General features: G+C 36.0%; 11 protein-coding genes. 7 read left to right on the top strand and 4 right to left on the bottom strand.

Annotated features, from left to right (window positions below; genetic code table 11):
* Window positions 1-32 precede the first annotated feature (32 nt).
* Both GN303_RS05580 and GN303_RS05575 read left to right on the top strand, forming a co-directional pair.
* Window positions 33-1,646 (top strand): lysine--tRNA ligase, encoded by a 1,614-nt coding sequence (locus tag GN303_RS05580; protein ID WP_110438193.1) that lies wholly within the window; start codon window positions 33-35, stop codon window positions 1,644-1,646.
* 51 nt (window positions 1,647-1,697) lie between these two features.
* Window positions 1,698-3,764 (top strand): lysylphosphatidylglycerol synthase domain-containing protein, encoded by a 2,067-nt coding sequence (locus tag GN303_RS05575; RefSeq protein ID WP_110438192.1) that lies wholly within the window; start codon window positions 1,698-1,700, stop codon window positions 3,762-3,764.
* On the opposite strand, the gene thpR is transcribed toward GN303_RS05575, so the two are convergent.
* A complete protein-coding gene (gene thpR, locus GN303_RS05570; protein WP_110438191.1) occupies window positions 3,761-4,306 on the bottom strand; it encodes an RNA 2',3'-cyclic phosphodiesterase in 546 nt (181 codons plus the stop codon). The two genes, GN303_RS05575 and thpR, sit on opposite strands and share 4 nt — an antisense overlap.
* 137 nt (window positions 4,307-4,443) lie before the next feature.
* On the opposite strand from thpR, the gene GN303_RS05565 reads away from it, so the two are divergent.
* The 5 genes from GN303_RS05565 (at window position 4,444) to cyoD (ending at window position 9,453) form a co-directional block, all read left to right on the top strand.
* Complete coding sequence (locus tag GN303_RS05565) at window positions 4,444-5,214, top strand: Bax inhibitor-1/YccA family protein (protein ID WP_110438190.1); 771 nt, start codon at window positions 4,444-4,446, stop codon at window positions 5,212-5,214.
* Window positions 5,215-5,566: 352 nt separating this feature from the next.
* The gene (gene cyoA, locus GN303_RS05560; protein WP_110438189.1) at window positions 5,567-6,505 is read left to right on the top strand and encodes a ubiquinol oxidase subunit II; all 939 of its coding nucleotides are present in this window, start codon (window positions 5,567-5,569) and stop codon (window positions 6,503-6,505) included.
* A 4-nt stretch (window positions 6,506-6,509) separates the two neighbouring features.
* On the top strand, window positions 6,510-8,498 hold the full coding sequence (gene cyoB, locus GN303_RS05555) for a cytochrome o ubiquinol oxidase subunit I (RefSeq protein ID WP_110438188.1): 1,989 nt from the start codon (window positions 6,510-6,512) through the stop codon (window positions 8,496-8,498).
* Entirely contained in the window at window positions 8,498-9,118 is a 621-nt protein-coding gene (gene cyoC / locus GN303_RS05550; protein WP_196424137.1) for a cytochrome o ubiquinol oxidase subunit III, read from the top strand. The genes cyoB and cyoC overlap by 1 nt, the downstream gene beginning before the upstream one ends.
* Entirely contained in the window at window positions 9,118-9,453 is a 336-nt protein-coding gene (gene cyoD / locus GN303_RS05545) for a cytochrome o ubiquinol oxidase subunit IV (RefSeq protein WP_110438187.1), read from the top strand. Before cyoC ends, cyoD begins: the two co-directional genes overlap by 1 nt.
* A gap of 112 nt (window positions 9,454-9,565) precedes the next feature.
* On the opposite strand, the gene fdxA is transcribed toward cyoD, so the two are convergent.
* The 3 genes from fdxA to GN303_RS05530 form a co-directional block, all read right to left on the bottom strand.
* Entirely contained in the window at window positions 9,566-9,898 is a 333-nt protein-coding gene (gene fdxA / locus GN303_RS05540) for a ferredoxin FdxA (RefSeq protein ID WP_110438186.1), read from the bottom strand.
* A 147-nt stretch (window positions 9,899-10,045) separates the two neighbouring features.
* Window positions 10,046-10,327: an RNA-binding S4 domain-containing protein gene (locus GN303_RS05535; protein ID WP_110438185.1), complete on the bottom strand. Its 282-nt coding sequence runs from the start codon at window positions 10,325-10,327 to the stop codon at window positions 10,046-10,048.
* The gene (locus GN303_RS05530) at window positions 10,324-12,822 is read right to left on the bottom strand and encodes a helicase-related protein (RefSeq protein ID WP_110438184.1); all 2,499 of its coding nucleotides are present in this window, start codon (window positions 12,820-12,822) and stop codon (window positions 10,324-10,326) included. The genes GN303_RS05535 and GN303_RS05530 overlap by 4 nt, the downstream gene beginning before the upstream one ends.
* Window positions 12,823-12,982 lie beyond the last annotated feature (160 nt).

The following is a 12,982-nucleotide window of genomic DNA, read 5'->3' as shown; positions in this document are numbered from 1 at the left end:
AGGGCAGGCATTTTTATAGTGGCTGTAAAATAATGACAATAAACGATTTTTCTTCTTTTACTTCAATACCCAAAATATGGCCTTTCGAGGAAGCCGTAAAATTGGCTGAACATGTTCGGAATAAAAAAGATAAATCGGATAAACCCGCCTTGCTTGAAACAGGATATGGTCCTTCTGGTTTACCGCATATCGGAACATTTGGCGAAGTGGCTCGCACTTCTTGGGTCAGCCAGGCATATCAGGCCCTGACAGGGAAAAAAGCTGTCATTCTTGCATTTTCCGATGATATGGATGGTTTACGTAAAGTTCCAGAAAATGTACCTAATCAGGAAATGTTAAAAGAACATTTAGGAAAACCTTTGTCAAGTATACCTGATCCATTTGGAACACATGAATCTTTTGGTGCACATAATAATGCCCAACTTTGTTCCTTTCTTGATCATTTTGGATTTGAATATAAATTTGCCTCCTCAACAGAATATTATCAATCAGGAAAATTCGATTCCGCTTTGAAAAGAATATTGGAAGTTCACGACAAGATAGTTGCTGTAATTGCACCGACACTGAGAGAAGAAAGACGGGCCACCTATTCCCCTGTATTACCTGTCCATCCTGAAACGGGAATTGTTATGCAAGTTCCTATGGAAAAAATTGATCCGGTATCTGGAACTATTCAATGGCGTGATGAGAATGGCAAGCTTTTTGAAACCCCTGTTACAGGTGGACATGCAAAATTACAATGGAAAGCTGATTGGGCAATGCGCTGGTATGCCCTGGGGGTAGATTATGAAATGTCAGGAAAGGATCTGATTGACAGTGTTCGACTTTCAAGCAAGATTTGTAAAATTCTTGGTGGCACTCCACCAGCCAATCTAACATATGAATTATTTCTTGATGATCAGGGGCAAAAAATCTCAAAATCGAAAGGAAATGGATTATCGATTGAAGAATGGTTGCGATATGGTCCCTCGGAAAGTCTTGCGCAATATATGTTTAATGCACCTAGGCGGGCGAAAAGATTATTTTTTGATGTTATACCCAAGACTACAGATGAATATCTTAAACATGTTGAAAATTGGCAGAAATCAGAGCGGGGAGATGATAGTGTCGGACCCGCTGAAAAAGAAAAGAAATATGCTAATCCTGCCTGGTTCATACATGGAGGTGTTTTACCAAAAAAAGCGGGAAGTCCGATTTCATTCGCAATGTTATTAAATCTTGCCAGTGTTGCGAATGCGGAAAGAGCCGAAATATTATGGGGATTTCTTAAACGATATGATGAATCTGTATCGCCAGATAATAACCCCATGTTGGCTCAGCTAGTAGAGAATGCCCTGGCATATTATGCTGATTTCATTCGTCCCCATAAGGTTTATCGTACACCGGATGAACGAGAGGCAAGGGCTTTGATTGAGTTATCTGTTGAATTGAAGAAATTACCAGCGGAAGAGCATAAACCAGATATTTTACAAAATTTGGTGTTTGCAATTGGTAAAAAATACGAATTTGAACCGTTAAGGGATTGGTTTGGTTGTCTTTATGAAGTGTTACTCGGACAAAAAGATGGGCCACGTTTCGGAATGTTTATCGCCGTATATGGAATAAAAGAAACAATAGAGTTGATTAACAAGGCGGTAAAAAGATAAATATAAGAAGATCGAAAGATTTTGCTTTATCAATTATAACATAGAAGATTCATGCAGCCATCGGATTTCGAAAAACTCAATAACACCCAGAATGATGGGAAACATTATAAAAACACGGGTTGGAAGATTCACTTAAAATATTGTTCTCGTATTCTTGGTGTTTTGTTATTCGTGGCTGCAATTTATGTTGTGCAAAAGGAATTCAAACATCTCAGCCTGAAAGAGATTAAGCTATCTTTTGAACAAATTCCCACTTTTTCCTTGTTAATGGCTGGTGTGTGCACTTTATTGTCATTTTTTGTCCTGTCGTTTTATGATAAAATGGCTGTTAGACAAATTGGATACCGCTTGTCTTTTTTGAAAACTGCCTTTGCATCTTTTTGTTCCTATGTGCTTTCACATAATATTGGTTTGTCGGCAGTTTCTGGTGCAATGGTTCGTTTCCGTTTATATGGGAGTTGGGGGCTTAAGCCTTTAGAAATCCTCCAGGTTATCGCCTTTTGTTCCATTACCTATTTTATAGGTGTTGCGGTGCTAGTAGGCGGGTTATTAATATTTAAATCGAATTCATTACCAATCATTGGGCAGGCATTGCCAGGCTGGATATTTATTTTTATCGGAATTATCGCGTGGTTAGGGGTCTTTGGTTATATTTTTCTTTCATTCCGATGCAACACGTTAAAAGTTTGGAAATATACTTTATCGTTTCCTCGGCCATCCATGGCTATTTCACAAATTGTTGTCGCAACTGCTGAAGTTATAATAACGGCTGCAATCCCTTATTGTGTCGTGCCGTCTCATTCAATCATGATCGGTTATCCTGCACTTGATTTTATGTCTTTTATGGCGATTTATATCGCTTCTTATATTGCCGGGTTAATATCAAGTGTACCTGGAGGTGCAGGGGTGTTTGAGGGCAGCATGATATTGGCTTTAAAAAATTATATGCCAATGGCCAATATTATGTGTGTTATATTTGTTTTCCGGTTTTTGTATTATTTAATACCATTGTTTATTGCAGGCAGTATGTTTGCAGTGCATGAAATTTTAATTAGAAGCAAATCCATATTTGATAAGCCCAGAAAAAAGAATTTGTTACGATTTAATCCATCTCTATTCATTGATGAAAATCTGCGGGAGAGTGATGCGGCTTTTTCTGTAGCCATTGCAGCAGCGGCAGTTTTTATTTGCGCTTTGATTGATCTGGCTGTGCCTTTGTTTGATTCAGGATTGATTCTTCACGATGCAGGAACTTTTTCATTATTTATTGAACTTACAGGCGATTATATTTTATCATTTTTAGGTCTTATCCTATTAACTCTTACGGTGTCATTAGTCCGTAGAATTACACTCGCATGGGGATTAAGTCTTTGTATTTTAATTGCATCAGCAGTAATTACGTTGATTATGGGAACTTATCTCATTATTCCGGCCATACTGACTTTGGTTGCGTTTTTTATTGCACCGTTTAGAAAATGTTATTATCGATCAGCCAGTTTAACGGATGCACCGTTTTCCAGCAAAATTATTGTAGAGGTTATTTTATTTTTAACCACTGTATTGATAATAAACTGGTTAATCCCGCAATCAATTGCCCAATATGGAGTTGTTCAGGTTTTTTTCTCTGGCAATATTTCAATCGCAACAAAAATAATTATTGCAGTGGTGGGAATAAGCGGAATTTTAATATTGTTTAAGCTTATGCTTCCAGCAAAAATAGTTTCATGGCCCTGGTCAGGGGAAACTAAAGAATTATATCGGGTTATGTCTGATACAGACAATAAATTACTGGATGATATTAAACCGAATGGTATCTTGATCTGCTCAAAGGAGGGAACGGCTATACCTTTTATTCGTAAGGATAATTTTTTAGTCGGAATAGGAGATCCCGTGGGTAATGAACGTGAAATTGTCAATACTATCTGGCGTCTTAGGGATTTGGCGTTACAAGAAAATCGGTCTATTGGTTTTTGGGGTGCGGGAAAAAAATACCTGACCATTTATCATGATTTTGGATTAGCGAGTTTGAAACTGGATAAAACGGACCATTTTGTTTGTTGTGAAGTCCAGTATGCTAGTTTTATGATTAATCTGATTGGTAAATTCAAAAAATCTTAAGTTTGAAAAGATAATGGATAATTTTTCTCAATTATGTAATTGGGCTGCTCTTTACCAGGATACGAGCTGAACAATGAGAAGTGGGTTATTTCAATATCGGGAATTTTTAACAGGTTATAATGATTCAACCATTGTTTGATATGTTCTTGAGGAAGGCAAGAACCTTTCCCCAGTGTAATATGGGGAACAAATTTTTGTTTTTGAGTTTTGATTTCTAATTGTCTTAAGATTTGTTCCACTTTTTTACGTAAATGAACCAGACTCTCAGAAGGCTGGATCCCCGCCCATAATATTTGGGTATTGGAAGCTGTTTGAAATAGATTAACCTTATCAATTGTCAAATTGAATGAAGGAGGCGATATTTTTTCAAGTGTCAAATCAAGATCATTCAACAGATCATAGTCATTAATTTCACCTATAAAATTTAGTGTGAGGTGGTAGGTCCTAGGGTCATACCATCTTACATAGGTCAAACTACCTCTTAATTGACTTAAATGGCGAGTTACATAATCTGGGAAATCAATACCTATAAATAAGCGCATATGATCAATTCTGTTTTTATAATTCAACTCTTTGCGTATTAATTATGAATATAACATATTTTTTTTCAACGCTTGATATTTGGGCTGTAAATGAAATATATTATATAAGTCTATGAAAATTTTAATGAGTAAAGTAAATGGTATTTCGTCCTGATTCTTATAACAATATGACCAATGTCAATGCCAAAGTCGCATATGATGCAGGTCTTAGAAATTATATGCTTCGTATCTATAATTGGATGGCATCAGGGTTGTTGCTAACTGCATTAGTTTCATATTTGGTTGTTAACACATCTTTAGGTAATATATTTTATCATCCGGTAGTGATGGGGTACAGAACCATTGGAATCACACCAACATTATTGGGTTATATCGCTATTTTTTCACCATTGGCATTTGTATTGGTAATGTCCTTTGGGGTCAATCGCCTTTCAACGCAAGCTGCCCAAACACTTTTCTGGGTATTTTGTGGTGTCATGGGCGTTAGTATGGCAAATATCTTTTATGTATATACAGGTGAATCCATCGTAAGGACGTTTGTGGTCACAGCAGGTATGTTTGCGGGAATGTCTTTGTGGGGATACTCAACTCACAAAGATTTGACAGGAATAGGTTCTTTTTTAGGGATGGGCCTGTTTGGTCTTGTTTTAGCCATGGTTGCGAATATTTTTTTCAAAAGCGGACAACTAGGATTAATCATTAATATAGTTGGAGTGATCATTTTTACAGGTCTTGCCGCTACGGATACTCAACGTATTAAGCTTTCCTATCAAAATCTTTATCAATATGAAGGGTCTGATATCGTGCTTAAAGCCAGCGTTTATGATGCCTTAAGTATGTATTTGAATTTTATCAACCTGTTTCAGTTTATGCTGCAATTCATGGGTGTTCGTCAAAACGACAACTAAGCTTAAAATGACAGTTTTATGAATGTTGAAAATAGTGCTGTTTTTTTTCAGCACTATTTTTTTGACTATAGGTATAATCCATAATCAATATTTAAATAAGTGCTTGCTTATAAAGTGAGTTGTAATGGGATGTTATTTATAGTAAACAATTAGATATAAAATAACATTATACTAAGATCATGATTATATGTCTAAATTTAGAAAAAATTGTGGTCTTTTTATGAAGAATGAATTTTATGTAAAAATTTAATAATATAAAACTGTTTTTTTATATGATTTCTCAATTAAAAAGAAGTTTTATAAAATAAACACGCTGATGAGTTGAGCGATGTCAGAATCAACGAGGCATAGAATGAAAAAATTATTACCGAAAATTACATTATCGGTAGTGGGTTTAACATCTACTCTTATGTTGGGTGGATGTAACTTGGTTTTATTTGATCCAAAAGGACCGATAGGACAAAGTGAGAAAGAATTGATTATGATGACGGTAGGGGCAATGCTTTGCGTTGTTATTCCCGTTATTATTGCAACCTTAATTATTGCAAGACGTTATCGTGCATCAAATACCAGTGCAACATATTCACCAAAATGGGATTTCTCACTTCCGATTGAAATATGTATGTGGGGAATTCCAATGTGTTTGATTGCTTTTCTTGCATATAAAACATTTGTTTCATCTCATGAATTGGATCCTTATAAACCAATCGCTGCACCTGCTGATAATCCACAAGTCAAGCCAATTGATGTTCAGGTTGTTGCGTTAAACTGGAAATGGTTATTTATTTATCCTGAATATGGTATAGCCACAGTTAATCAATTGGTGGTACCTGTTAATACACCAGTTTCCTTCCGATTAACGTCCGATGCAACAATGAACTCTTTTTGGATTCCGCAGCTAGGGTCACAAGTCTATGTAATGGCTGGTATGCAAACTCAATTGCATTTATTGGCTTCTACAGAAGGTGATTATTTGGGGGAAACCAATAATTACAGTGGTGCTGGATATTCAGATATGAGATTCCGTACATTGGTTAAAGATGAAAAGGGATTTCAGGACTGGATTGAAAAAGTTCGTGCGTCTTCTCAAGACTTGAACAATGAAACATATGCTAAACTGCATGAAGATAGTATCAAAAATCCAGTTGAATACTATGCTCATGTTGAACCGGTTTTATTCGATACAATCATAGCAAAATATAACAATGGTATGGTTATGGATAAAGCTACTGGGCAAATGATTCATATGAGCTCAAGTCAATCTGGTGAAATGAAGCACGCAGAGGAATAGATAAATGTTAGGTAAATTAAGTCTTTCGGCTATTCCATATCATGTACCTATATTGGTAGGGACATTTATTGGGGTAGTTATTGTTGGATTGGCTGTTTTAGGAGCGATCACATACTATGGTAAATGGGGTGTATTGTTCAGAAACTGGCTTTTCTCGGTTGATCACAAGCGTATCGGTATAATGTACATCGTGCTTGCACTTGTTATGTTATTCCGTGGATTTGCGGATGCTATCATGATGCGTCTGCAACAGGCCATGGCTTATAATAGTCCTGGTTACCTGCCTCCATCGCATTATGACCAAATTTTCACTGCTCATGGTACAATCATGATTTTCTTCATGGCCATGGCATTTATGCAGGGTCTATTTAACCTTATCGTTCCTTTGCAGATTGGTGCTCGTGACGTCGCTTTTCCATTTATCAACTCATTAAGTTTTTGGTTAACGACTGCTGGTGCTATACTAGTTAACATCTCTTTGTTTATTGGTGATTTCTCGACTGCTGGTTGGTTGGCCTATCCACCTGTTTCTGAATTGCAGTTCAGTCCTGGCGTAGGGGTAGACTATTATATCTGGGCTGTTCAGATTTCCGGTGTTGGAACGCTTTTGACTGCTGTTAACTTTATAACTACAGTTGTCAAAATGCGTGCCCCAGGAATGACATGGATGCGTATTCCTGTTTTCACATGGACTGTTATTGCATCTTGTATCATGATTTTTACGACATTCCCTGCCTTGACAGTAGCTGTGGCTGAATTGGCACTGGATCGTTATTGTGGAATGCATTTCTTTACCAATGATGGTGGTGGAAATGTAATGTTGTATTTGAATCTGATCTGGGCATGGGGACATCCTGAAGTTTACATTCTTGTAATTCCTGCCTTTGGTGTTTTCTCGGAAGTTGTTCCTGTATTTTGCAAAAAACCATTATTCGGTTATGCAACAATGGTTTATGCAAGTTTGGCGATTACGACCTTGTCCTTGCTGGTTTGGGTTCACCACTTCTTTACAATGGGTGCCGGAGCAAATGTTAATACCTTTTTTGGTATCATGACGATGATCATTGCCATCCCAACAGGAGTTAAGGTCTTTAACTGGCTCTTTACCATGTTTAGAGGACGTATCGAATTTACTGCACCAATGTATTGGACAATCGGATTTATGATTGTTTTCGTTATTGGTGGTATGACCGGGGTTATGCTGGCAATTCCAGCCAGTGACTTCGTTTTGCATAATAGTGAATTCTTGATTGCTCACTTCCATAATACTATTATTGGTGGTGTTTATTTTGGTTATGTCGCGGGGATGAATTTTTGGGCTCCAAAAGTAACCGGTTTCAAGATGAGTCAGAAACTTGGTAAGGCCGCATTCTTTTTCTGGTTCTTTGGATTTTTCCTTTCATTTGTTCCATTATACATTACCGGATTTGATGGAATGGTTCGTCGTTTGAATCATTATGACAATCCCAATTGGCATTTCTGGTTACAGATTGCCTGTGTTGGTGTATTTTGTATCCTTTGTGGTGTTGTTTGCCAATTATTACAGATTTTCCTTGGTATTATTAACGCGAAAAAACCTGAAAATATTGATGTAACGGGTGATCCATGGGATGGTCGTAGTCTTGAATGGTCAACTTCTTCTCCAGCTCCTGTTTATAACTTTGCTCATATTCCAGTTGTTCAATCACGTGATGCTTATGCATATAATAAAGAGCATGGAATTGATACACGTCGTACGTCTGAAACCTATAAGGATATTCTTATGCCTAAAAACACGTCTGCAGGTTTTTGGCATGGCATGTTTGCATTGGTTCTGGGATTTGCGGCAGTTTGGCATATCTGGTGGCTTGTGATTGTTACCGTAATTCTTAATTTTGTATTAGCTATTGGCTATAGCTTTAAAGATGATAAAGAATATGTCATTCCTGCTTCAGAAGTTGAACGTATTGAAAAAGAACATTCTCGTAAACTTATGACACAGGTGGCTGAATAATGGCTGAGAATATGAGTACAACGATGTCAAATACTTCACAAAATGTTCATGAACACGAACATGAGCATGAAAATCATTCATTCTTTGGCTTTTGGATGTATTTGATGTCGGACTGCATTGTCTTTGGGTGTTTATTTACCAGTTATGCGGTTTTAAGAAATCAGTTTGCTGGTGGTCCAACCAGTAAAGAAATGTTTGAACTGGGACGAGTGGCTATTGAAACTGCCTTGCTGTTGACAAGTTCACTTACCTTCGGTTTCGCGATGATTCAGGCGCGTCGTAACAGTAACAATGGAACACTTTTATGGATGGTGGTTTCAGCCATTCTTGGTTTAGGGTTCCTTGTTTTGGAAGTTCAAGAGTTTATCGCTTTTGTTCAACATGGTGCCTCACCAACCGTTAGCGCTTATTGGTCGGCATTCTTTACACTTGTTGGAACGCATGGCTTACATGTTACTTTGGGTCTGATTTGGATGACGGTTCTGATGATTCAATTGGTAACAAAGGGTCTAAACAAAACAATGATGCCAAGATTGGCTTGTATGAGTTTATTTTGGCATTTCTTGGATATTGTTTGGATTTGCGTATTTAGTTTCGTTTACCTGTTGAGTATGGCATAATGACAGAAAATCACACTACAGCCTCAGAAGAGGCAGGACACGGCTCTGTAGCATCCTATATAGTCGGGTATGTATTATCGATCATCCTTACGGTAATTGCTTTTTATATCGTTATGGAACATATGTTTTCAACGATGGCTACTGCAACTACGCTTGGGGTATTGGCAGCATTACAAATTATTGTTCAGTCAGTATTTTTCTTGCATGTCAGTGTGTCTCCAGAAAAACGTGTTGATTTGGTAAGTTATGCATTTTCGCTTTTCGTAGCAATCGTTATTGTATTTGGAACGTTATTCGTAATGCATAATGCAAGTTATAACATGATGTCTCGATAATTATATTTACGTTTTGTCCTGTAAATCATTATGGGGCAAAATGAAATCAAGTTGTAAAAAAACCCTTTATCATTTGATAAAGGGTTTTTTATTGATTAAAGACTGATATACATTAGCTCTTATGCGGTTCCCGGGAAAGCATATCTTTTTTATCAGGCTTTCCGTTCCATTCATCAGCATCCGAAGGTGTATTTTCTTTTCTTGTAATGTTTGGCCATGATTTGGACAGTTCAGCATTGATCTCAATCCAGTCGGTAGAACGATCATCACTGTCAGGGAATATAGCTTCTGCAGGGCATTCAGGTTCACATACTCCACAATCGATACATTCTTCTGGGCTTATAACTAGAAAATTTTCACCCGCATAGAAGCAGTCGACGGGACATACTTCTACACAATCCATATATTTGCAGCGGATACAGTTTTCTGTGACCACATAGGCCATTGTTTTCTCCGATTCATACTAGTTAAATAAGGGTTTTTCCCTAAATAATTGTTTTTCTTAATTATATAAAATAGCTTACTTATATAAGTTAGGTATCATCTTGATGACTAACAAGAAAATTATTCATTTTCTTTATTACATCAAAATCTATTTTTCAAGAATTTCTTTGTATAAAGAGTGACATAATTTTGCTGAAACTCTTCGGGTTGAAAAACCCAAGACCTGTATTACCCTGCTACTATTATTCCAGGGAATGGTAATGATATCGTCTTTTTTTATTAAAGTTGCAGGTTTGATAACTGATTTTGAATTTATTTTTATAATTTCGTTTTTAATCGAGAAATGACTAATCGATCGGGATTTATATATTCTAGCATGCCAAAGCCAGATATCAATACGTTGACAGATTAGCTCAGTTTGATAGTTCATGTACGATTCAAAAGAAAGTTTTTAAGAATGTTAAATGGATTATCTTGGGTAAGATGCGTCATATGTTTAATTTTGCGCTGTTTTTTTATTTTAATTTTTTTAATTAATAAGGGTGCTGGAGGGCCAAATTTTTCATATGTTAATTTTTCAGGTTTTTTGGGTTGCAATTTTAGAGATTTAAGTAGTGGAATAATGTTATCATTATAATATGGAACAGGTGCTATCCATTTTTTATGAAAACAAACAGGATGTTTTTTTGACGCTTTCTTAAGCTTGAACGTCAATTTTTCTGCAATATCCAATCTGATGATCTGTTTATTGGCAACAAGCCATCCCATCTTGGCAACAAGATTTTTGTTCATTGTCGAAGAAGTTAAATAAGCAACTTGTTTAGGTGAAAGTAAAACAGGATTAGCAATCTGTTCATTGAGTGTGAGGAGTGTATGTCGTAAATAATATTGTTTTTCTTTAAAAAAGTTTTCGATATAAATTGCGTGATTTCCATAATGAATCTTGTAATGTTTCAATTGTTTAATTGTGTCTTTTGACAAATTGAAATATTGTTCAGTCCATAAAATGCCTCCATTTTCATAAAGTTGATGCAGAATTCCACGTAGTTCTGATGTGTTGTTATCATTATCCAAGGCATTAAAAAAATTTGGAAATAATCTTCGATTATAATTTTCTAAAAATTCTTTCAATCTTCTCAAGATTAAATTTTGAAAAACTTGTTGAATTAAATCCTTATTTAAAAGGCAGATATCTGGATGAAAAAAATCCTTGCCTTTTTTTAATTGAGCGATTGGTGATTTTTGCCATGATATAATTTTTTTATCATGATCTATCATAAATTCTTTATCATTATCGTGAATTAATCGATTAACCTGTTGAGGGATAAATTTTTCAATCGATTTATTAATTTTTTTTAAAATAAAAGAGCGTTCGTCTTTATGGATTGAATCCGGAAGTTGAAAACAAAATCCCCGAATTTTACCAATAAACTCGCCATCAATTGAAATATTCCCTTCATTTGTTATAGAGGTAAAGGCATTTATTTGTTTAGAGTGAGATAAATGATGGATAAGGTTTGTGACCCTTTGATTAACGAACTTTGATACCAAACTGTCATGTAGCGTGTCGGAAAGTTTTTCTTCTATCTCTTTTGTTTGGGCGTGCCAATAAGATGATGATTCTACCCAATTATTTTTTGTTGTTAAAAATGAATAGATACGAATACTGGCAAGTCTCTGCATTAAGGTATCGATGTCCCCCTGCAAATGATTTAGCTGTTGAATTTGCTGATCAATCCAATTTTCAGGTATATGGCCTTGTTTGATCAAAAAAAGGAAAATTTGTTTACATATCCGTGCATGATATTCACTGCCAATTTTTTTAAAGTCGGGTATTTGACAACATTCCCATAACAATTCAGTTTTAAATTGTGACGTACATATTGAACGTACTTCATGGTCTTGGATAAGATAAGATAGGTTTTTAAGATCAGAAGAATATTGACCAGTTATAAGCTGTGGAAACAGTGAAGGTGTGGATAAGGTGGAAAAAAGTGTCAGGGGATTTTGAAAATCGAGATCATGATTACGCCAATAAATTTGTTTTATGGGATCGAAAGCATGATTTTCTATGGCATTGACAATTTTATCAGAAATTATTGGACAATTCGCGGTTATGCCAAATGTTCCATCCTTTGAGCCTCTCCCAGCCCTACCTGCAATTTGAGCAATTTCACTTGGATAGAGATTACGCATCTGTCGTCCATCATATTTTGATAAATTCACAAAAGCGATATGATTGACATCCATATTCAAACCCATGCCAATTGCATCGGTGGCAATCAAATAGTCAACCTCTTTATTTTGATAAAGTTCCATTTGTGCATTACGAGTACGGGGAGAAAGTCGTCCCATGATAATTGCACATCCACCTTTTTGACGCTTGACCAATTCTGCAATGGCATAAACTTCATGGGCTGAAAAGGCAACAATTGCACAACGTGGTGGCAATTTTGTTAATTTGGTAAATCCATTATATACTAATGATGAAAGTCTTGGCCGTGTTTGTATTTCGATAGATGGAACAAGTTTTTTCAAAATAGGGATGATTGTATCAGCTCCGAGAAAAATTGTTTCATATGTTCCGCGGCAATGAAGAAGCCGGTGGGTAAAAATGTGTCCACGATCTGGATCTGAACAAAGCTGAATTTCATCAATGATGACAATATCAACGGGTATATGAACAGGCATTGCCTCAACAGTGCAGGAAAACCATTTTGCCTGGGGTGGGACAACTTTTTCCTCACCTGTTATAAGCCCGACATTTTTTTTTCCTTTGATTTTAACCATTCGGTCATAGTTTTCCTTGGCAAGAAGCCTTAGGGGAAATCCAATGATTCCGGAAGGATAAGCAAGCAAGCGTTCAAGAGCTGTATAGGTCTTGCCAGTATTTGTTGGTCCAAGTATTGCTTTGATTTGTGTCATTATAGATAATTTATATCAGCTGTTTTTGATAAGCGTACAGGATAATAGATAAATTAACTAGATAATCATTCAATGATAATTATAAATTACAATTGTTTTGAGATTTTATTTTAATTAATAATTAAATAATTAATTTATTGCTTGCAAAAAATTAATCATT

This window comes from Commensalibacter melissae (genome assembly GCF_009734185.1).
Taxonomy (GTDB): Bacteria; Pseudomonadota; Alphaproteobacteria; order Acetobacterales; family Acetobacteraceae; genus Commensalibacter; species Commensalibacter melissae.
This window is presented reverse-complemented; position numbering and strand designations above follow the sequence as displayed.